Here is a 19440-nt window from a genome sequence, read left to right as displayed (position 1 = left end):
GGTGCCTCTTCCCTTGGACAGGCTGCGATTGAGATCATTGCTTCTGCTTCTTTCACTGAGTTCGTTGCAGGCTGCTGCAGTGGCTCGACCGGTGGTCTGCACCACCACGCTGGAGGCCCCATCGGTCCTGCTCATCGAAGGAGGTGAGCCGGCTTCACCGGTTGAAGTGACCCGTTGCGCCAGGGTGCAAAGCACCGCAGCGCTGATGGAGGAGCGCTTCTACACCTGGACAGCCCCCTACGCCAGCGGTGTGAATATCCGGCATCAGCTCGCCGACATCTATGGATTCGCTGTGGCTGGTCCCGATGGCGAGCGCTGGATGGGCTTTGGTTTCCCTGATCAAACGATTGTCTGGGATGGCTCGGCCGTTGAGAACACCTACCGGATGTTGCTTGAGAATCAGAGTGATCCGATCCCCTGGCGCACCGTTGATATTCCCAACGGCTTCAGTGGCAGCATCGCTGAGGACATGGCCTCCCCCGTTCCTGATGGCGTTCAGGAGCTGGAAGTCTTTTCTCCGGTCCGTGCACTGTGGTAAATCCACGGATCAAGGGGGGTCTAGCAATCTGGTGAATGCAGCGAACTCATAATTCGCCTAAGGCGGGTTCGATCCCCGCGACCCCCATTGTTTTGTTCCAATGCGCACTCTGCTGCTGATCGCGCTGCTGGTTCTGCCGGCTCTGTTTTCAGCAGCTGAGGTGGCGCTGCTCCGGCTGAGGCCCAGTCAGGTTCAGGCTCTCACTGAGGAGGGCCGCCCCGGTGCCCAGTCTGTGCAGAGACTTCAGCGGCATCTGCGCATCGCTCTGCTGATGACACAGTTCGGGGCTTCCCTGTCGCTGGTGGCCCTCGGCTGGATCGGTCGTGGATTTGGTCAGCGCTGGTGGCCACTGGAGATGCCTGCAGGCCGCTGGTGGGATCTCGCCTGGTTTTTGCTGCTGGTCGTGCTGGCCACCCTGATTGCAGGCCTTTTGCCACGCGCCTGGGTGCTGAGCCGTCCCGAGTTTGCAGCCCTGCAACTTGGGCCTGTTCTCGAGGGAGCGATCCGGGTGCTGAGTCCGCTGCTGTCGGCTCTCGACAGCCTGGCTTCGCTGTTGCTGCGCGTTGCAGGGCTCACCCAGCGCTGGGATGCCCCTGTTCCGGCTCTCACGGCAGGCGAGCTGGAGACTTTGATCGAGAGCGGCGCTGTGACGGGTCTCAAACCCGATGAACGCAACATCCTTGAGGGTGTGTTCGCATTGCGCGACACCCAGGTTCGTGAGGTGATGGTGCCGCGTTCAGGCATGGTCACCCTTCCTGTTGAGGTCCGTTTCGCAGAGTTGATGGAGGCGGTTCATCGCACGCGTCACGCCCGCTTTCCCGTGATCGGTCAATCGCTCGATGATGTTCGGGGAGTCCTTGATCTGAGGCGTCTCGCCGAGCCCATCGCCCGCGGAGAGCTGCGCGAAGACTCCTGGCTGGAGCCCTACCTGATGCCTGCGCAGACGGTGCCGGAGACCAGCAACCTGGCCGATCTGCTCGCCATCATCCGTTCAGGTAATCCCCTGCTGCTGGTGGTCGATGAACATGGCGGAACGGAGGGTCTCGTCACCGCAGCAGACCTCACCGGAGAAATCGTTGGCGATGAACCTGACGATGAAACAGATGAACCGGACCTGGTGCCGATGGAGGATCAGCCAGGAACATGGCTGGTGGCCGGAGATCTGGAGATTGTCGAGCTGAATCGTCAGCTTCAGCTGGATCTTCCCGAAGCCAGTGACCATCACACCTTGGCTGGGTTCCTGCTGGAACGGCTTCAGCACATCCCTTCACCAGGCGAGGCATTGCGCCATCACAACATCCAGTTCGAGATCGTTGCCATGGCTGGTCCCCGCATCGTGCGGGTGCTTCTGGTTCTCATTGAAGAGCCGGATTCACCGGTCGACTCCATCAATCAAGAACAGGGATTGGTGTGATTCACCCCCGATTGCACTGATCACCGATAATCAGCCGGTTCGCGCAGTCCCACTGATGACCGACGCCATGGTTCCGGTGAAGGTCGGCGTCATCGGGATTGGCAATATGGGCTGGCATCACGCGCGTGTGCTCAGCCTGCTCAAGGACGCGGATTTGGTTGGTGTTGCCGACCCGGACGCGCAGCGGGGAGCACTGGCCACCGAGCAGTTCGGCTGTCGCTGGTTCTCCGATTACCGCACCCTGCTTCAGGAGGTGGAGGCGGTCTGCGTTGCAGTGCCGACCTTGCTCCATCACTCCGTAGGCCTGGCTTGCCTGGAGGCTGGTTCACACGTGCTGATCGAGAAGCCGATCGCAGCCAGTCAGGAGGAGGCTGCTGCCCTGATTGATGCTGCCAGCCGAGTGGGCCGCTTGCTTCAGGTGGGTCACATCGAACGCTTCAATCCCGCTTTCCGTGAGCTCACCAAGGTGGTGGCCAATGAAGAGGTGGTGGTCCTCGAAGCCCGGCGTCACAGTCCCCACGCTGATCGAGCCAACGATGTGTCTGTGGTGCTCGATCTGATGATTCACGATCTGGATCTGGTGCTCGAGCTGGCCAGTTCTTCGGTGGTGCAACTGGCGGCAGCAGGTGGTCGCAGCTCGGACGGGCCGATCGATTACGTCAACGCCACGCTCGGATTTGAAAACGGCGTGGTGGCCAGTCTCACGGCCAGCAAGATGAGTCATCGCAAGATCCGGACGCTCAGTGCCCACTGCAGGGCCAGCCTTGTTGAGACCGACTTCCTTAATCACAACCTGCACATTCATCGCAGGGCTCATGAGTGGTACTCCGCGGATCACGGAGAGTTGCTTTATCGCAACGACGGCTTCATCGAGGAGGTGAGCACCACCTCGATCGAGCCCCTGTATGCCGAGCTCGAACACTTCCTGCAGTGTGTACGAGGTCGCGAAACTCCTGCAGTGGACGGGCAGCAAGCTTCGAGGGCCTTGCGTTTGGCTGATCTGATTGAACAGGCCGTGGAGCAGCCTGGTGTGGGTGTTGCGATCGAGACTCCGATCTGATCTGAATCATCGCCTTCCTGATCAGCGCAGTCCTTCCTGATCGGCGAGCTCTCTAAGGGCTTCAATCTGCCAATGCCGGCATTCGGCTGGAGACGACTGGTAGAACTGAGCCCAGGCAGCTGCTTTGTGCTGGGAATAGTCGCTGCTGTTCTGCTCCGGATGGCGATTTCTCCAGCCCACCCTCACGGCGTGGCCGATGACCACATCAAGGGCGATGTCGTCGTCAAAGCGCATCTCGGGATTGGCCGTTGCAAAGGCCATCAGTGAGAGCAGGCTTTCGGTGCAGAGCTGACGGTATTCAGGAGCTCTAATCCGACTGAGCAGATGCTCCACCTGAATGGCGAAGTTGCGTTCGCCTGGGGTTTTCTCCCGAAGCAGGGCGCTAGTCAGGCGGTTGCGGCGCTCCAGTTTGTCGCCGATCACCAGCCCACGGCAGTGGTGGAGCAGTGACCAGATCCCTGCGTAGAACTCTTTGGGCACCTGCTGCAGTGAGCCCAGGCGGATCCGGTGCTGCAGCCAGTCGCTACCGCTGGGGCTCTCATCCAGGGGTTCGGGGATGTTCCACTGCACCTTGCCGCTCAGATGCAACAGTTCCCGACGTTGCAGGGCCGCTCTGGCATGGTCGACGTCGGCCAGCACTGTGCGCAGGCGCAAGCTGATGCGATGAGGCGGTTCATCGCACAGGGCTTCGAAGGCTTCGTCCTGACCGCACCGTTGCTCGGCGGCCAGCTCTGAGGTCAGCAGCAATAGCAGCTGCCCGAGCTGGAAGGTCAGAGAGCCTCTGATCATGCTCGGTTCGCGCCTGGCGATCCCGTCCAGGGCCAGCAGTAACTCCTGCTGAAGCATCCGTTCACGACCGTCACTGCCGCAGGTGCGCTCAATCAGTGCTGCGATCGACTGGCTGGAGACAGGACTGGTCAGTCGCGAGTCGCTGCTGTAGTTCCGGCCGATCACAACCTGCTTCTGACGGCTCAGCAGGTCCGTGAGTGCATCCTCCAGTTGAGGATGAATCAGTCCCATGGCGCCGGCGCAGCGCCTGGCCACATTCCAGTCCTCCTGGCTGAGACCGCGTCGGTAGATCTCCTGCAGCAGAGTGGCCAGCTCAACCGGAGTTCCCTTGGGTCCGCTGAGGATGGCCTGCTGACCGAGTTGTTGCGTTAACAGCTCCAGGACCTCCGCTTGTTCCCGCAGCGAATGGCTGCTCCACAGCCTCTGGCGCAGCTCTTCCAGGGGAATGTCATCCAGTTCCTGCTCCTGGGCAGCTGTGAGGTCGCTCAGATCGGTGGAGGCCTGCAGCAGTTCAGCTGCTTGTTCGGCCTTCTCTGGTTGTCTGCTGCCCTCGCTTTCATTCGGCAGCGTTAACCACTGGGCTTTGCTGGCCAGGGTCCCGAGATCAGCGAAATCCACAGCAATGTCTTCGATGCTGCCGCTCTGCAGGCGTTGGGTGAGTTCCAGCAGAAGCGTTTCGTGTCGCTCAAGCAGAGCGGCCTGTACGGGGATCAGCAGCAGCGGAGCACCCTGCCCCTGCCAGTGCCGTTGGAGCAGATGCAGCTCGTTAACGATGCTTTCGACCAGCTGTCTCGGGTCATGGCTGAGAAAGAACGTGCCCTCCTCCAGCACTGCAGGCAGAAAAGCCAGTTGTTGTCTGCCCTGGCGATAGAGACGCGCCGTGACCGCTGTTTCCGGTCGAAGTGGTGGGTGGCCGCTGAGACCAAGGGCGGCGTCGGCACCAATCTTTCCAAACCGTTCTCGCAGAGCTTCAGATGGCAGCACCGTTAGCTCAGCAAACTCAGGATTGCTGATCGGCAACCCCAGTTTCTCCAGTTTGCGCGCGACGGCGGCATCCTCGGGAACCAGCGAAACCATCACTGTCTCCGCTCCCAGCGAGGCAGGTAGTCGCCTTCCGCAGGGGTCAAGATCCTCCGCCTTGATCAGTCCGTCCAGGAGCATCTCTCCAATCCAGGCGAGGCTCTGGGTCCAGAGCAACGGCACGTTCTCGTTGGCGATGCGTCGCTGACTTCCAGGTGCACGCCGTTCCAGCTCCAGCTGCTCAGCGGGCACGAGGTACAGCTCTGGGAACAGTCGTTCACCATCGCGTTCCACCTGCAGTGCCTGCAGACGTTCATGCCAGAGGTTGGCCTCGTCCCAGCGCTGCTCGAAACAGGCGGTGACCAATTCATAGGCGAGGAACAGCGGCCATTCCGATTCGATTCCTTCAAAGGTGGCCAGCTCTTCACGCTCGTAATGCAGCCGGGTGATGTCCTCCACCACCGTCTGATGCCCATCCCTGCGAAAGCGCTTGTAGCCGTAGGGACCTCCCAGCTCGCGCCTGATCCGCCTGTTGGTGCGCTCCACCAGCGCTCGATCCTCCACCGCCCAGGCGGGGTAGCCGATCACTGAGAGGCAGGCGCTGTCGACTTCTTTGCTTGCTGACTCACGCGGCAGCAACCCCGTTAGGGCTCGCCGCAGACGCACCACAGCACCGTGTGGAATCAGCACCTGCATGCTTCCATCTCCGTGAGAAGCGCAGAGATCAACCCCGTCCAGTGCCTCCAGTGCGGCCTTGGCCATACCGATCGAACTGGCATTTCTTTCGGGCAGGCCGTGATTGCCCTTGTCGCCACGCTCCCAGATGCCGTAATCGGCGACGCGGTAGGCCCTGGCCACGTAATAGACCAGGTTCTGGACGAAGGATGCTTCGTGTCTGTTATGGATGACAGCCAGGCCGCTGCAGCTCAGCTGGGCCAGCTGCAACAGAAACAGTGATGTGGCATCCAGCTGCAGATGACCCCATCCATCATCAGGAACGACTGGGGATCCGCTGGCACTGTCGTACTTCGCATGCAAAGCATCCAGTGGATCGAGGCTGCTTTTAAAGCGCTCCACTTTTACGGCCTGACGCATCATGGCGTTCAGCAATCCCCGCATCAGGTCGATCACGCGCTGTTCGAGCTCCCAGCAGCGTTGACAGCTGCCCTTTTGGCGCCGGTGGGCGATCGCCAGACCCCAGACGCACTGGATCGAATAAATGCAGTCGCGAACCCAGGCGTCACCGTAATTGCCATGCACGGTATGGGCCGTGCTGGCAGGCAGCAGCCCACTGATCGGGTTCTGTCGCTGCAGCACCACGCGCTCGATGGAGCGGTCGAGCTGCGTCAGCCGCTGCGCACGCAGTTGATCCTTTTCACGGGTCTGGTGCGACAGAACCATGGTGGCTAACGCGACCGGATCTAGATTCTCTCGTGCAGCGGACACGCGGATGGAAGCACTGACAACGGGTCCGCGCGATCAACGTCGTTGCCAAGTTCTCGACATTCCCGTTGATGCCTGCCGAGATGTGACTTCCGCAGCCATCGGCCTGCATGCAGAGGGGGGAGGTCAGATCGTCACGCTGAATGCTGAGATGACGATGCTCGCTCGCCGCAACACCGACCTGGGTGCTGTGATCCGAGCTGCTGATCTGGTGGTTCCTGACGGTGCCGGTGTGGTCTGGGCTCTTGCGCGCCAGGGCATCAAGGTGCGACGCAGTCCAGGAATCGAACTTGCCTGGTCGTTACTCAAGTATGCAGAAGCCCATGGTTGGCGCATCGCACTTGTCGGGGCGTCGCCTGAAGTGATGGACAGGTTGTCTGACCGACTGGCTCACCAGAGTCCAGCGCTGCAGCTGGTTTTTGCAGAACACGGATATCAGGAGGCCAGTGCCTGGCCGGAGCTTGAAACCAGGTTGCGGCAACTCAGGCCCGATCTGGTTCTTGTGGCGCTTGGGGTGCCCCTCCAGGAGATTTGGATCCAGAGAATGCGCGATCATCTCCCCGGTCTATGGATGGGAGTTGGCGGCAGCTTTGATGTCTGGTCAGGTTTGAAACAACGTGCCCCAGGCTGGACCAGTCGTTTGCGGCTGGAGTGGCTTTACAGGCTGTGCCAGGACCCAAGCCGCTGGAGGCGCTATCTCGCTTTGCCCCAATTTGCTTGGGCGGTGCTGCGCAGCGGGAAGCGGCAGGGCTGAGCGCTTCAGCGGAAACCGACGGATGCCTGCCAGACGAAGGCCAGCAACAGGAAAAACAGAGGAATGATCGGGAGGATGTCGATCAGCGGACCGAACGCCTGATAAGCCTCTGGAAGTTGAGCCAGTAGATCGAGGGAGAAAGCAGCCATCCCGGCGGAACACGGTCAGTGTGCGGACGCTACCACGTGTGATGAGCCGGAGAGTCCTCTTCCCAAGGAGCGAAATCCTCTGAAAAACAGCCGTCCTTGATCGCCTGCCCCATGGCGGTGGTGAAGCGGATCAGGTGGGTGAGGTTGTGCATGCTGAGCAGGGTCAGCCCCAACAGCTCATCACTGCGGATCAGATGGTGCAGATAGGAGCGGCTGTGCTGCCGGCAGGCCTGGCACGGACAGGTCGTGTCCAGCGGCGTGTGGTCATGACGGAACCGGGCGTTGCGCAGATTCCAGCGCTCACCACCCACAAGGGCTGTGCCGTGCCGGCCAAGCCGCGTTGGCAGCACACAATCGAACAGATCGATGCCGTTGGCCACGGCAACGCTCATTTCCCTCAGGGTGCCGATTCCCATCAGATAACGGGGGCGATCGTCCGGAAGCAGTGGAGTGACCTGGCGCACGATCCGGTGCATGTCTTCCACGGGTTCGCCCACGCTGACCCCACCAATAGCGATTCCCGGCAGATCGAAGCTGGCGACCGCGCGGGCGCTGGCGTCACGAAGGTGTGGGAAGCAGCCTCCCTGCACAATGCCGAACAGAGCCTGATCGGTCCTCTGATGGGCATTCACACAGCGCTCCAGCCAGGCATGGGTTCGACGACTGGCCTCCTTCACATCGTTCTCCGTTGCCGGATAGGGAGGGCATTGATCGAAGGCCATGGCCACATCCGCCCCCAGTGCCATCTGGATCTCCATCGACCGCTCCGGGGTGAGCAGGATGCGACTGCCGTTGCGTGGGTTGCGGAAATCCACTCCCTGGTCATCGATGCGATTGAGATCGCCGAGGCTGAAAACCTGAAATCCACCGGAATCGGTGAGCATTGGTCCGTTCCAGCCCATGAACCGATGCAGTCCGCCTGCGGCCTCCACGACCGTCTCGCCGGGTTGCAGATGCAGGTGGTAGGTGTTGGACAGAACCATCTGGGCCCCGGTGGTTGCCAACTGATCCGCACTGACCCCTTTCACTGTGGCCAGGGTCCCTACCGGCATGAACCGCGGCGTGTCAACAACTCCATGAGGGGTTGAGAACGCTCCGCAGCGTGCATCCGTGCGGCAACAGTGAGCGCTGATCTTGAAGTCGAACACGCGCATCTCCGCCCGACCTCTGACCCTACGGTGAGTGAACTCCGTGATCTGCGCTGCTCTGCGGTCTGTCTCTCCCCCTTGGTTGCGTGATCTGGCCGGTGCCTGGGTGTTCTATTCGGTGCTGCCCGGCTGGCCGTGGCCTGCACCCCGTTTCGAGCGCATTGCTCGCTTTGCCCCCTGGATCGGAGCGGTGATCGGCGGGTTGATGGCAGCTCTCTGGTTCCTGCTGAGTGCTCTGAACTGGCCACCTGTGGCGACGGCACCTGTCGTATTGGCTCTTGGCCTCTGGCTGACAGGTGGGCTCCATCTGGATGGACTGATGGACACGGCCGACGGTCTCGCTGCAGGCAGCAGTCGTTGTCTTGAGGCGATGGATGACAGTCGTGTCGGGGCCAGTGGTGTTCAGGCGGCGTTCATCGTGCTGCTGCTCCAGTTTTCAGCTCTGGTCCAGCTGGCTGGGTTCGCCCCGGCTGCCCTGGTGTTTTCAGCGATCTTCGCGAGGGTCTCGCCGCTATGGGCCATGGGGCGCTTCGGTTATCTGCGCGCACAGGACAGGGGTACTGCGGCGTTCCATCGCCGCAACTGGTGTGGTTGGAGTGAAGGCAGCCCAACCCTGTTGTTGTTGCTTGCCATAGGGCTGCTGCTGTGGGGTTTACAGCCCCGTCTGCTGATTGTTTGGATCGGCGTCGCTTTGCTTGGGACCTTGGCAGCTCTGCTTCCGGCTGAGTGGCTGGGCAGGCGTCTGGGGGGCCACAGCGGCGACAGTTATGGCGCCACTTTGATGATCTGCGAAACGCTCACTCTTCTGGCTTTTGCGTTGCTAGCTCCCGTTCTGTTGCCGGCAGCTTGAGCAGAAAGGCATTGCCTTGCGCGGGCAAATCCGGATCCAGGGCTTTGGGTTCGGTGTGAAGGTTCAGAGAGCCGCCGCGGTTTTCAGCCAGGCGACGGGCCAGGGACAGACCCAGGCCGGAGCCTGGGCGATCGATGCTGCTGCTGCCACGCTCTCCTTGCTGGAAAATGCGCTGATGCTCCGTGGCGGGAATGCTGGGGCCTGCGTCCCAGACGCAGATTGCATGGTTCAGAAGCTTCAGGCCAAGTGCGCATCCTGGCGGGCTGTAGCGGAAGGCGTTTTCCAGCAGGTTGGCCACGATTTCAGCCATCACTGCATCGGCGGCTGGGCGAGCGGCCTGGGTCCAGGCAGTCCAATGGTCAGGGCCATGCCAAGGCCTGTTCTGCAGGGTCGCTGTTGCAGAAGCCCTCTGGATCAGAGGATGGAGCAGATCTGCCACGGTCAGGTCTGGAGCATCCACGGGAACCGGTGGCAGCAGCAGAGGTGTGGAAGCATCCGCCTCGAGCCTGAGGTCGCCCCGGCCGATTCGGTCGAGAGATTGGAGATAACGATCCAGCTGATCCTGTTCCTGAATCAGGCTTTCCACCAATGAGCGCTGCTGATCTTCGGGGCCGATGCGACGCAGCAGCAGTTGGGCGTAGGTGCGCAGAGCTGTGAGGGGATTGCGCAGCTGGTGCACCACCAAATTCAGCTGCTGGCGTTGCTCGTCCAGTTGGTGATGAAGCTTTTGCCGATCCTGTTCAAGACCGAGAATGCAAGCGAGCGTTTCCGCGCAGATCTGAAGGCGAGGGTCATGTTCGACGGGCCTGCCTGGCAGGGGTCGTTGCTCGGCACGGAGCACGCCTAGCAACAGGCTCTCATGTCGCAAGGGATACCAGCGACGTTCCTGGGCCACGCTGCGCAGGCTGGGATCTTCGGAGATGGCGGGTGGCAGGGCTGAATCGACCGGCCACTGAGCCACGAGAGTCAGGGTGGGGGTCGAGCCCTGGTCTCGGTCGGTGACGTACAGGGCAAGACGGGCCATGGCCGTATCGACCGCCAAAGACTGCAGCTGCTGCTGCGCTAGCTCGAGGAACCGATCGGACAGTTGCATCAGCCGAACTGCATCACGGAATACAGACGGTCGTGCGGTACAGCATCTGGACTGCTTGCCAAATTGGGAAAAAGTCTTAAGATCGGAGATGCGACCGACAGCACGGCCCCTGGGAGGCCTTGCTCCTTCGTTGCTCCGATTGAGGTTGCACTTTCCGTGCCACCAAGGTTACAGCAGAGGTTGATGAATCCCCTGTTGACGTCGACATTCGTCGTTGTGAGCAATGGAGTGTGTCTTATTTGCGAGCCGGCCTTCTCCGGATTTCCGCAGTCCGAACGCTGATGACCTGAATGCTTCCCTTGCGGATCCATCAGGGCATTGCTCAACCAACGGCTCAGCCCAACAGCTCCCTTCAGTCCACCTCTCAGCTCCCGTCTGCGGGAGGCAAATTTATGTCTAAGAAGCGCAAGCGGATTAGCCGCCGCCGTCTTGCCGGTCAGCGTGTTCTGGCCCACGTGCCCACGTTCCATCTGGAAACCGGTGAACACAAGCCCGTGACAGCGGCCCGCCGCTTCATTGCTGAAGGCTGTCTTGTTCCTCCAGCGTTGCTGAACGTGCGGCGCAATGAGCACACCACCGACCGTTTCTTCTGGGGTGAAAAGGGCCTTTTCAGTGCTCAGTATGCGGAGGAAAATCACTTTCTCTTCCCATCGCTGCGCACCATCGTCGACCGCGTTGGCGAAGAGGTGATCTTTGAAGGCCTGGAGCTTTCCTCCGACGACTGGGAAGAGATGGAAGAGTACGAATACGCCTTCGTTTGAATTCAGGCGTAGTGACGTCCTGGCTGGGCTATTGCAGCCAGGACACGATCGATTCAGCCATGGCCTGCTGAGCTTCCAGTGGAATCGTGTGTCCACCGGCAAAGATTTTGAGGCTGCATTCATTGGACCCTGGCCTCAGGAGTTCAAACAGCTTTTCTGCTGCCGCAGCCGGCACGACATCGTCATTCCGACCGTGTAGCAGCAACACTGGTGGTCGGGTCGATGGAGGTTTCCACCCCGGATGGGGATAGCCACTGCAGCTGATCACTCCAGCAAGTGGCAGGTCGCAACCCACATGCAGGGCCATGGCTCCTCCCTGGGAGAAACCGATCAGGACTGTCTTAGAGAGCGGAATGGTCTCCAGGTCGAGTTCCTCAATGCGATGGCGCAACTGTTGCGTGGCTGATGGCACGGCCTGCCAGTCAGACGGGAACAGTCCATACCACTGGCGCCCCTGACCGCCTGGGTGAGGTTCGGGTGCTTGAAGTCCGATGCATTCCGCAGGAACTGGTGCTGCTGCCGCCAGACCATCGCCGAGGGGTAGCAAATCCTCTGCATCAGCCCCCCAGCCATGCAGAAGCACCAGGCGTATGCGCCCCGGTCCCAGACCGGCATGAATCACTGAATCAGGCATCAGCTGCTTGACCTGCTGCTGCGTAGGTTGGCCCAAGGTCTCCTTCCTGTCCTGCTGCCATGGCTCCCACTGCGCTGCTGAGCGTTTCCGATAAGCGCGGACTGGTGCCTCTCGCTGAGGCTTTGCACCACCGCTATGGCTACCGGTTGCTCTCCAGCGGTGGAACAGCCAAGGTCCTCAAGCAGGCTGGTCTGCCTGTCACTCCTGTGGCGGATCACACCGGCGCGCCGGAGATTCTCGGCGGACGTGTGAAGACGCTGCACCCCCGTATTCACGGCGGCATCCTCGCCAGGCGTGGCGATGCCAGCCATGAAGCTGATCTGATCGCTCAGGAGATCGCACCGATTGATGTTGTTGTCGTCAATCTGTATCCGTTTCGGGAAACGGTTGCTGACCCCTCGGTGAGCTGGGACACCGCAATCGAGAACATCGACATCGGCGGTCCGACGATGGTGCGATCCGCAGCCAAGAACCACGCGCACGTCGCAGTGCTGACTGCTCCGAATCAGTACGACCGTTTCTTGGCTGCGCTGGATGCGTCAGGGGGAGCTCTGACGGATGCAGTGCGACGTCAGCTTGCCGTGGAAGCTTTCGCGCATACTGCGGCTTACGACGCTGCGATCACCCGCTGGATGCAGGCGAGACCAGAGGTGAGCACGGCTGATCCAACGGCAGCAGATCTCCCCTGGCTCGAGGCCTTGCCGTTGCGTCAACGCTTGCGATATGGAGAAAATCCCCATCAACACGCCAGTTGGTACAGCGCCGCAAAGGCAGGCTGGGGCGGAGCCATTCAGTTGCAAGGCAAAGAGCTCAGCACGAACAACTTGTTGGATCTGGAGGCTGCTCTGGCAACGGTCCGAGAATTTGGCTACGGCACCAGCGGCAGCCACCCCGCCAGCCGCGCTGCAGCGGTTGTGGTCAAACACACCAACCCCTGCGGAGTTGCGATCGGTGATGGCACTGCTGCCGCACTGAGTCGAGCTTTGGATGCGGATCGCGTCAGCGCCTTTGGTGGCATCGTGGCCTTGAACGGTTGTGTTGATGGAACGGCTGCCCGTGAACTCACGAGCCTCTTCCTGGAGTGTGTCGTTGCACCAGGGTTTGCACCCGAAGCGCGGGAGATCCTCGCTGCCAAATCCAATTTGCGCTTGCTTGAACTGTCTCCGGACTCGATTGACGCCGCCGGTCAGGACCACGTGCGCAGCATTCTTGGCGGAGTTCTCGTGCAGGATCTTGATGATCAGCTCGTGACGCCGGATGATTGGACCGTGGCAACCGAGCGAGTTCCCACCGCGAGCGAACGCGAGGATCTCTGTTTCGCCTGGCAGATAGTGCGCCACGTTCGCTCCAATGCGATCGTCGTCGCGAGGGAAGGCCAGAGCCTCGGTGTTGGAGCCGGCCAGATGAACAGGGTGGGTTCAGCCCATATCGCCCTGGAGGCCGCTGGTGATCGCAGCCGTGGAGCTGTGCTGGCCAGTGATGGTTTTTTCCCTTTCGACGATACGGTCCGCCTTGCGGCCGATCATGGAATTACGGCTGTGATCCATCCAGGCGGCAGCAAGCGTGATCGGGATTCCATCCAGGCCTGTAATGAACTTGGCTTGTCCATGCTTCTGACAGGACGCCGTCACTTCCTGCACTGATGGTCTGAGCGGCAAGCGGGCCCCAGGAGTCCACGACCTGAAGGCTGCAGTTTTAGCCTTCGCTTCAATCGTGTGATTTTTGATGCCACCAGCCCTGTCTTTTGGTCTCAACTTCCTTCATCCGCTGATGATGTGGCTGTTGCTGGCTGCGGGTGGTTACTCCATGTACCTCGGCATCAAGGCCAAGAAAGTGCGTACCGGGACCTCTGAGCAGCGCAAGGCGTTGATCCCAGGAAAATTCGCTCAGAGACACTACCTCTGGGGCAGCGCTTTGATGGCCGTCATGGTGTTTGGAACGCTTGGTGGTATGGCGGTGACCTATCTCAATAACGGCAAGCTGTTCGTTGGTCCGCACTTATTGGTTGGTCTGCTGATGACCGGAATGATCGCTGCGGCTTCATCCCTTTCACCCTTGATGCAGCGTGGAAACCTTCTGGCACGAAAAGCCCACGTGGGCCTGAATATGGGAATGCTTACATTATTTCTATGGCAAGCAATCAGTGGGATGCAAATTATGAACAGAATCTGGATCAATCGCTGAAGCAATTGAGAAATTTTCGTTGTATCAACGATAAAAATCTTCCCTTGTTAGAGGAGTTTTTCTGTCATTGCTTCTAACGTAGAAAAATACGGTTGCTGCGACCGCTAAAACGGGAATTGCTGTTAGCAGCAATATCGCGACCGCTGTGAAGTCTTGATACATTGAGTCTTTTGAAAACAACCAATTCAATTGTACAATAACTGAAAAATGTAACTTATGATATTCGGCTAAGTCTTTTATGCTGCATCTCCGGCTGAGGTTATTCCGTGGTCAGCAGGTTGAGAATTTTGATAATTGCCCTGAACACTTCTGCTGAGCACGCTCATTTCTGTTTTGCTTGTTCCCGCCCTTCTCGAAACGCAGCGAGATCCCGCTTGGCAGACCAGTAAGCGCTGAGTTGCTCGCAGGTTTTGTATTGCATCCAGTTGGCTTCTGCTGCAACAACTCTGGCGTGCAGAGCTCTCTCGGTTTTCGTTTCAAACCGAATGGTCCCTTGGTCCAGTGGAGCATGGATGAAATAATCCCAGTTCGGTTCAACCATCGGTCGATATAAGCTAATCAATCTTCGCCTGTGCTTCGCTAAAAATCGGCCCAATATTTGTAACCAAAGGAGTAATCTGTTGCTTCAATCTCTGCAAAGTGTTTTGGTTGAAAGCTCTTTTGATTGCGGGCTAAGTGTCGTTCTGGTGGCTTTATCAAAGTTAACTTCTGCTTCTGCCCTCGAAGTCGAATGAGTTGCACAATTCAGCCGCGCCTGGCAGTTTTTCCTGGAGGGGGTGGAATGGGCAGCTGCTCGCACTCTGTCCTGGCTGTCATAGAATTTTCTGCAATTGCAACAATGTTCAGGTGCTGAAGCCTTTTTTGATAGCGCTGTTGTATGTGAGCAGTTGCGTACTGGCTTTGCTTCAAGCGACGCGCGAGTCAACTCCGCAACCGATAGGACTGCTGATCGTTGCCATGGTTATGACCCCTGTGTTGGTGAGCATCATTGCCGGACTTCCAGTGAATTGCATGTCCTTACAGAGCAAACAAATTGATTAATCGTCATTCGTTTCGATCATTAATTAAGGTTAGTTCTTTGCCCTTAACTGGCTGATATGAGTTGCAGTCTGTTTTTTTTAAGCGACGAATAAATTATTATTGCTGTGACTCTTCTAAGATTGTTTTGCACCAGGCTTCCAGGCGACCTTGCGTCTTTTCAGACTCATTGTCTTCGTCAATCGGAAGCCCGCAAAACATGCCGTTGATCATGCTTTTTGAATCATCGAAAATGTAGTCTTCGCCTGACACATGTCCAATCAAATTGCCACCCGCTTTCTGAAAGGCTGTGTAGAGCTCTTCCATTGCATCACAGAAAAATTTACTGAAAGCTGCTGAATCTCCAAGGCCAACGATGGCCACAGGCTTTCCTGAGCAATTGAGAGTTGGGATCTGCTCAATGTGCTCATCCCAGACTGTTCCTGACCTTTTGACGTCTGACCCGGTATTCCACGTGGGAGTGCAGCAGATCAGTGCCTCACAGGCTTCCATATCCTTGATGTCCTGAAAATCACTGAGCTCTTTGAGTTCAGAATCGGGAAGGAGCTGGTCGAGCCTCTCAGCGATGTCTTCCGTGTGACCGGTCGCTGATGCAAAGACAATCGTAAATTTCATAGAGAAACCTATCAACACTATTTTTTCTCGCCCTGAGGCATTGATCAAATAGTATTTAACAATGTATTGTCACTTACTATACAGCTAAATCCTGTTGCGGTATTGGCGATTCAATCAACTTCTAGTCCGTTGAATAATTCTTTATGGACTGCAAAAGTATGGTAAAGCGAAGTTTTGTTTTCGGGTTGTAATTTAGTTCCGTCGCATGTATATGCGATTGCGCAAATAAAATTCCCTTGCCAAGCGATGTTGTCATCGCTTTGCTCTTCGGACCAACTCATCATCGTTTTGAACTGATCAGGGAGTTGGTGGCCAATCTTTTCGCATGCCTTGCACAATCGGTATAAAGCAGGCGGTTTGGATGGCATGGACAATGCCTTTTTCAAGCTGAGTTCATTGAAAACCCCGATATATCGTATGTATTCAATGATTTCGCTTTCAATTTCGCTCAGATCAGCCTGGTTGATGGCTTGATCGATCTCATCTGGATTGAGAGTTGGCCTCGGGTTGGATTTTGCGATGTTCATTGATCGTCATGCATCAGTTCGTTGTGTCTGACCTAAGTTGATCAAGACCTACGTAAGAGCTGATCGGGATCCAGTTAAGCGTTGGCTTGTGACAAGTTGAAAGAAGGGAGATAATCAAGATGTTGTGGATCAATTAAAGTTCGAATGGGATCAGATCAGTTGCTGATTTTTGACAAAAAGCTTGGTTTCAGCCTTTTTTGGTAATTGATGTCCTCGATCATCTTCTGAGCACTTGTGTGAACAACGACGCTAATATCTTCAGTTGTATTATGAATTTTCCATAGGCCGATTCGAATCTCTGATCTTGCGCAGGTCACTTGCCATGCGTCAGGCGTAGGTGAACCGACCTGCTTTACTGTGATTTTTGTCCAATAATAGTCTCGCCGATGTCCAGGAATAAGCGTGTAGGAGATCGAGCCGTCATCTTTTTTCTCTTTTTGGAAATTCAGCTTCAGGAGCTGCTCACACCAGTCAGCCATGATTGTTAATCATTGTTCTTTGACTTTAGTCGCCGATGCATTGATTCATGCATCTTTTTTGTCTGCTGTGCGGTCCAATGATCACAGTTATCTCGCGGGAAATTGTGTCGTTGGTAGAGGGTTGGGTATTTGTTTAGATGCACTCAAAAGTGCATCAAGTCTTTGTCTTGATGCACTGATTTTTAATTGAGATGGACTGATCTAAGAGCGTTTAGCTGTCAGTGGAAGCAGCTTTTTTGGCAGCTTCGGGAGCAGCTTTCTTTTCGGCGGCAGGAGCGGCTTTTTTGTCAGCTTCGGGAGCAGCTTTCTTGTCGGCGGCAGGAGCGGCCTTTTTGTCAGCGGCTGGAGGGGCTTTCTTGGTGGCGGCAGGAGCAGCTTTCTTGTCAGCAGCAGGAGCGGCCTTTTTGTCAGCGGCTGGAGGGGCTTTCTTGGTGGCGGCAGGAGCAGCTTTCTTGTCAGCAGCAGGAGCGGCTTTTTTGTCAGCGGCTGGAGGGGCTTTCTTGGCGGCGGCAGGAGTAGCTTTCTTGTCAGCAGCAGGAGCGGCTTTTTTGTCAGCGGCTGCTGGTTTTTTGGGTTTCAGCTTGGATGTGTCAAGATTTTTCTCGCCGAAAGCCTTGTATCCGAGAAAAACCAAGCCGCCCAGCACTGGAATCGAAGCGATGCCTCCTACGGCAATCTCAAACCCTGACAATGCCATTGCTGATCGGCCGAGAAGTAAAAAAGATAACATATGACCATTGCCACAGTTTGCAACAAATCTGATGGACTGCGCTAATGCTTTGCAATGTCGATCGAGCCGTTGTTGAGATCGCTGTTTGAGGGCCTTATCGGCTCAGTCTGTGTTCAGTTCTGTTCCTTTACGACGCAGATTGACCAGGTTTTTGGGATTAATAGCGTTAAGTCTTTGTTTTGCTGTGACAGGCTTTTGTCTCACGTTTCAAGTAGCCGGTAAACATTGGCTGAGCGGCTTTGCCTGAGCCTGATTCAGATTTTCGCGCCAATGTCAGAAAGCGGCCCTCCGTCTGGGAGGGCAAGCCAGTGCATGCGTTGCGTGGAAATCCTCCTGAACTTTCCAGGTCAGTCTGCGCGAAATCTGGCGCACGATCTGGCGCAGCAGGTGGTCGCCACTGGATTGAACGAGGCCATTGGGGAGCATGGTGATCACTCGGGGAAGTGCAATCCAGACCGTTAGATCAAGCGTCCAGCTGACCCAGGTCTGATCATGCTCCATGGTGTTCTCAGGGAAGTCCACCAGGCTCAGATTGGCCTGGAAATCAACGTCATACAGCTTGGACAGTGCGGAATCGTGATCTGGAAGGGTAACTGTTTCGATCGCGTAGGTCTTTGCTTGGCGAGGCAGCAGTCGCAGGCCGATGGTCGGCTCCACTTCGAAGCCGAAATTCCCAAAGCGTCCGAGGGTCAGCGCGTAAGCCTGGGGATCGAGAGCTTCAACCTCCATGGGCGACGCACACCTGCGGAACCAACCCTGGTGTTGATCGAGATACGTTGCAATTGTGTCGGGATCCGCCCGCATTTCCATGCGGTCACTGAAGTGGCTGCGATAGCAACGCACCTGTGGGTCCACGTCTTCGTGATGACGCAGAGCTTCGTCGGATGGTCTCGACAAGATCAGGACGGACGAGCCCCGATCAGGGGAATAGCTGTGATGAATCAATGTAAAGCTTCGCGGCGATCAATCTGCGTCGCTGATGGCAATCATGCGTTGGATCACGTGCTCCACCACGCGATCTGGGGTTGAAGCTCCGGATGTGATGCCAACCGTGATCGGTCCACTCGGCAAAAATTTTGTATCACGCGTTAAATCCTCGCCAAGGGGTTTGTGCTCGATGCTGTTGTCCTCACTGATCCGCTCTGGCGTGTCGATATGGAAAGAACGAATGCCACGACTAATGGCAATTTCCTGCAGGTGGGTGGTGTTGGAGGAGTTGTACCCACCGATCACGACCATGAGATCAAGCGGTTCGTCAACGAGGGAGAACATCGCGTCCTGTCTCTCCTGGGTTGCGTCGCAGATGGTGTTAAAGGCTAAAAAATGTTCGTTCAATTGCATGGGTCCGAACTTGCTCAGCATCGTGCGTTCAAACAGCCGGCCGATCTCTTCTGTTTCGCTTTTAAGCATGGTGGTCTGATTAGCGACACCGACACGCTCCAGATCGCGGTCCGGGTCGAAGCCTGGGGAGCAGGCATTGGCAAAACGGGCCATAAAGCTCTCCCTGTCACCGTTGCCGAGGATGTAATCAGCGACGAACTGAGCTTCCTCTAGATCAAGCAGTACAAGATACGTTCCTGCAAAGGAACTGGTGGCAAGGGTTTCTTCATGTTTCACCTTGCCGTGAATAATCGATGTAAAAACATGCTTTTTGTGCTTTTCCACTGTGTTCCAAACTTTGGACACCCAGGGACATGTGGTGTCAACAATGTGGCAGCCACGATCATTGAGTAATTGCATTTCCTGCACGGTGGCACCGAAGGCAGGAAGAATCACCACATCACCATATTCCACACCTGAGAAATCCTTCACCCCCTTATCCACAGGGATGAAATGGACATTCATCTTGCGCAGATGATCATTCACAGAAGGGTTATGGATGATCTCATTGGTAATCCATAACCGCTCACTTGGATAGTGCTTGCGAGTCTCATAAGCCATCGCAACGGCCCGCTCCACTCCCCAGCAGAAACCGAAGGCCTCAGCGAGTCGAACGTTCAGGCGTCCATGGCTGAGTTGATACCCGTTTTCACGGATGGATCCAATCAGGCTGCTCTGGTAGGCCTGCTCCAGACTTCCAGCCACCTCATCAGCACGTCCGAAGCCACGACGGTTGTAGCGGTCGGAATTGTGAAGAGAGCGCTTGAAGGCGTGGGTATCCATGGCCGCTGCAACAGTGGGATGACTCTATGGGCTGTGGGAGGAAGCTGTCTC

The 19440-nt window shown here is 57.2% G+C and carries 19 protein-coding genes and 1 tRNA gene; 9 read left to right on the top strand and 11 right to left on the bottom strand.

The features are described from left to right. The first annotated feature begins 1 nt into the window (after nucleotide 1). The 4 genes from SIB58_RS13075 to SIB58_RS13060 all read left to right on the top strand — a co-directional run bounded on the left by SIB58_RS13075 (nucleotide 2) and on the right by SIB58_RS13060 (nucleotide 3012). Nucleotides 2-538 (top strand): occludin/ELL family protein, encoded by a 537-nt coding sequence (locus SIB58_RS13075; RefSeq protein ID WP_414494659.1) that lies wholly within the window; start codon nucleotides 2-4, stop codon nucleotides 536-538. A 14-nt stretch (nucleotides 539-552) separates the two neighbouring features. Continuing rightward, nucleotides 553-625, top strand: a tRNA-Ile gene (locus SIB58_RS13070). 13 nt (nucleotides 626-638) lie between these two features. Then, nucleotides 639-1952: a hemolysin family protein gene (locus SIB58_RS13065; RefSeq protein ID WP_067326417.1), complete on the top strand. Its 1314-nt coding sequence runs from the start codon at nucleotides 639-641 to the stop codon at nucleotides 1950-1952. A gap of 55 nt (nucleotides 1953-2007) precedes the next feature. Continuing rightward, nucleotides 2008-3012, top strand: coding sequence for a Gfo/Idh/MocA family protein (locus SIB58_RS13060; RefSeq protein WP_066904775.1), 1005 nt, complete (start codon nucleotides 2008-2010; stop codon nucleotides 3010-3012). A gap of 21 nt (nucleotides 3013-3033) precedes the next feature. Here SIB58_RS13060 and SIB58_RS13055 read toward each other — a convergent pair whose 3' ends face one another. Further along, the gene (locus SIB58_RS13055; protein ID WP_067326486.1) at nucleotides 3034-6222 is read right to left on the bottom strand and encodes a glycoside hydrolase family 15 protein; all 3189 of its coding nucleotides are present in this window, start codon (nucleotides 6220-6222) and stop codon (nucleotides 3034-3036) included. 49 nt (nucleotides 6223-6271) lie between these two features. On the opposite strand from SIB58_RS13055, the gene SIB58_RS13050 reads away from it, so the two are divergent. After that, nucleotides 6272-7018 (top strand): WecB/TagA/CpsF family glycosyltransferase, encoded by a 747-nt coding sequence (locus SIB58_RS13050; RefSeq protein ID WP_067326416.1) that lies wholly within the window; start codon nucleotides 6272-6274, stop codon nucleotides 7016-7018. Nucleotides 7019-7023: 5 nt separating this feature from the next. Here SIB58_RS13050 and SIB58_RS13045 read toward each other — a convergent pair whose 3' ends face one another. Together SIB58_RS13045 and tgt are read right to left on the bottom strand one after the other, a co-directional pair. Continuing rightward, nucleotides 7024-7167 carry a photosystem II reaction center protein K gene (locus SIB58_RS13045; protein ID WP_066904771.1) on the bottom strand — a complete coding sequence of 48 codons (144 nt, stop codon included), beginning with the start codon at nucleotides 7165-7167 and terminating at the stop codon, nucleotides 7024-7026. Nucleotides 7168-7196: 29 nt separating this feature from the next. After that, nucleotides 7197-8315 (bottom strand): tRNA guanosine(34) transglycosylase Tgt, encoded by a 1119-nt coding sequence (gene tgt, locus SIB58_RS13040; protein WP_067326483.1) that lies wholly within the window; start codon nucleotides 8313-8315, stop codon nucleotides 7197-7199. A gap of 46 nt (nucleotides 8316-8361) precedes the next feature. On the opposite strand from tgt, the gene SIB58_RS13035 reads away from it, so the two are divergent. Beyond that, nucleotides 8362-9165 (top strand): adenosylcobinamide-GDP ribazoletransferase, encoded by an 804-nt coding sequence (locus SIB58_RS13035; protein ID WP_067326481.1) that lies wholly within the window; start codon nucleotides 8362-8364, stop codon nucleotides 9163-9165. Here the strand turns inward: SIB58_RS13035 and SIB58_RS13030 are convergent. Next, nucleotides 9113-10258, bottom strand: coding sequence for a sensor histidine kinase (locus SIB58_RS13030; RefSeq protein WP_067326415.1), 1146 nt, complete (start codon nucleotides 10256-10258; stop codon nucleotides 9113-9115). The genes SIB58_RS13035 and SIB58_RS13030 overlap by 53 nt on opposite strands. Nucleotides 10259-10650: 392 nt before the next feature. On the opposite strand from SIB58_RS13030, the gene SIB58_RS13025 reads away from it, so the two are divergent. Further along, the gene (locus SIB58_RS13025; RefSeq protein ID WP_066905043.1) at nucleotides 10651-11019 is read left to right on the top strand and encodes a DUF3155 domain-containing protein; all 369 of its coding nucleotides are present in this window, start codon (nucleotides 10651-10653) and stop codon (nucleotides 11017-11019) included. 28 nt (nucleotides 11020-11047) lie between these two features. Here the strand turns inward: SIB58_RS13025 and SIB58_RS13020 are convergent, their stop codons facing one another. Continuing rightward, the gene (locus SIB58_RS13020) at nucleotides 11048-11653 is read right to left on the bottom strand and encodes an alpha/beta hydrolase (protein WP_067326479.1); all 606 of its coding nucleotides are present in this window, start codon (nucleotides 11651-11653) and stop codon (nucleotides 11048-11050) included. A gap of 59 nt (nucleotides 11654-11712) precedes the next feature. Between SIB58_RS13020 and purH the strand changes: the two genes are divergently transcribed. Both purH and SIB58_RS13010 read left to right on the top strand, forming a co-directional pair. Further along, complete coding sequence (gene purH / locus SIB58_RS13015) at nucleotides 11713-13296, top strand: bifunctional phosphoribosylaminoimidazolecarboxamide formyltransferase/IMP cyclohydrolase (protein ID WP_067326414.1); 1584 nt, start codon at nucleotides 11713-11715, stop codon at nucleotides 13294-13296. A gap of 82 nt (nucleotides 13297-13378) precedes the next feature. Further along, nucleotides 13379-13837: a DUF4079 domain-containing protein gene (locus tag SIB58_RS13010; RefSeq protein WP_067326412.1), complete on the top strand. Its 459-nt coding sequence runs from the start codon at nucleotides 13379-13381 to the stop codon at nucleotides 13835-13837. Nucleotides 13838-14974: 1137 nt separating this feature from the next. On the opposite strand, the gene fldA is transcribed toward SIB58_RS13010, so the two are convergent. The 6 genes from fldA to SIB58_RS12980 all read right to left on the bottom strand — a co-directional run bounded on the left by fldA (nucleotide 14975) and on the right by SIB58_RS12980 (nucleotide 19389). Continuing rightward, on the bottom strand, nucleotides 14975-15538 hold the full coding sequence (gene fldA / locus SIB58_RS13005) for a flavodoxin FldA (RefSeq protein WP_369818645.1): 564 nt from the start codon (nucleotides 15536-15538) through the stop codon (nucleotides 14975-14977). A gap of 62 nt (nucleotides 15539-15600) precedes the next feature. Continuing rightward, a complete protein-coding gene (locus SIB58_RS13000; protein ID WP_066904760.1) occupies nucleotides 15601-16017 on the bottom strand; it encodes a hypothetical protein in 417 nt (138 codons plus the stop codon). A 155-nt stretch (nucleotides 16018-16172) separates the two neighbouring features. Then, entirely contained in the window at nucleotides 16173-16496 is a 324-nt protein-coding gene (locus tag SIB58_RS12995; RefSeq protein ID WP_067326403.1) for a hypothetical protein, read from the bottom strand. A 211-nt stretch (nucleotides 16497-16707) separates the two neighbouring features. Next, nucleotides 16708-17193: a hypothetical protein gene (locus SIB58_RS12990; RefSeq protein ID WP_067326400.1), complete on the bottom strand. Its 486-nt coding sequence runs from the start codon at nucleotides 17191-17193 to the stop codon at nucleotides 16708-16710. A gap of 306 nt (nucleotides 17194-17499) precedes the next feature. Next, nucleotides 17500-18123, bottom strand: a complete 624-nt coding sequence (locus tag SIB58_RS12985; protein WP_231884168.1) for a DUF1997 domain-containing protein — start codon at nucleotides 18121-18123, stop codon at nucleotides 17500-17502. A gap of 66 nt (nucleotides 18124-18189) precedes the next feature. Beyond that, on the bottom strand, nucleotides 18190-19389 hold the full coding sequence (locus SIB58_RS12980) for a 4-hydroxy-3-methylbut-2-enyl diphosphate reductase (RefSeq protein ID WP_067326397.1): 1200 nt from the start codon (nucleotides 19387-19389) through the stop codon (nucleotides 18190-18192). Nucleotides 19390-19440: the final 51 nt, after the last annotated feature.

It is taken from the genome of Synechococcus sp. MIT S9504, from assembly GCF_047497135.1.
GTDB lineage: Bacteria > Cyanobacteriota > Cyanobacteriia > PCC-6307 > Cyanobiaceae > Synechococcus_C.
This window is presented reverse-complemented; position numbering and strand designations above follow the sequence as displayed.

What these genes read in the sequence shown, in the direction of transcription:
- SIB58_RS13065 (WP_067326417.1), top strand. Translation starts at nt 639, where the DNA reads ATGCGCACTCTGCTGCTGATCGCGCTGCTGGTTCTGCCGGCTCTGTTT.
- SIB58_RS13060 (WP_066904775.1), top strand. Translation starts at nt 2,008, where the DNA reads ATGACCGACGCCATGGTTCCGGTGAAGGTCGGCGTCATCGGGATTGGC.
- SIB58_RS13055 (WP_067326486.1), bottom strand. Translation starts at nt 6,222, where the DNA reads ATGGTTCTGTCGCACCAGACCCGTGAAAAGGATCAACTGCGTGCGCAG.
- SIB58_RS13050 (WP_067326416.1), top strand. Translation starts at nt 6,272, where the DNA reads ATGGAAGCACTGACAACGGGTCCGCGCGATCAACGTCGTTGCCAAGTT.
- SIB58_RS13045 (WP_066904771.1), bottom strand. Translation starts at nt 7,167, where the DNA reads ATGGCTGCTTTCTCCCTCGATCTACTGGCTCAACTTCCAGAGGCTTAT.
- SIB58_RS13030 (WP_067326415.1), bottom strand. Translation starts at nt 10,258, where the DNA reads ATGCAACTGTCCGATCGGTTCCTCGAGCTAGCGCAGCAGCAGCTGCAG.
- SIB58_RS13025 (WP_066905043.1), top strand. Translation starts at nt 10,651, where the DNA reads ATGTCTAAGAAGCGCAAGCGGATTAGCCGCCGCCGTCTTGCCGGTCAG.
- SIB58_RS13020 (WP_067326479.1), bottom strand. Translation starts at nt 11,653, where the DNA reads ATGCCTGATTCAGTGATTCATGCCGGTCTGGGACCGGGGCGCATACGC.
- purH (WP_067326414.1), top strand. Translation starts at nt 11,713, where the DNA reads ATGGCTCCCACTGCGCTGCTGAGCGTTTCCGATAAGCGCGGACTGGTG.
- SIB58_RS13010 (WP_067326412.1), top strand. Translation starts at nt 13,379, where the DNA reads ATGCCACCAGCCCTGTCTTTTGGTCTCAACTTCCTTCATCCGCTGATG.
- SIB58_RS13000 (WP_066904760.1), bottom strand. Translation starts at nt 16,017, where the DNA reads ATGAACATCGCAAAATCCAACCCGAGGCCAACTCTCAATCCAGATGAG.
- SIB58_RS12995 (WP_067326403.1), bottom strand. Translation starts at nt 16,496, where the DNA reads ATGGCTGACTGGTGTGAGCAGCTCCTGAAGCTGAATTTCCAAAAAGAG.
- SIB58_RS12990 (WP_067326400.1), bottom strand. Translation starts at nt 17,193, where the DNA reads ATGGCATTGTCAGGGTTTGAGATTGCCGTAGGAGGCATCGCTTCGATT.
- SIB58_RS12980 (WP_067326397.1), bottom strand. Translation starts at nt 19,389, where the DNA reads ATGGATACCCACGCCTTCAAGCGCTCTCTTCACAATTCCGACCGCTAC.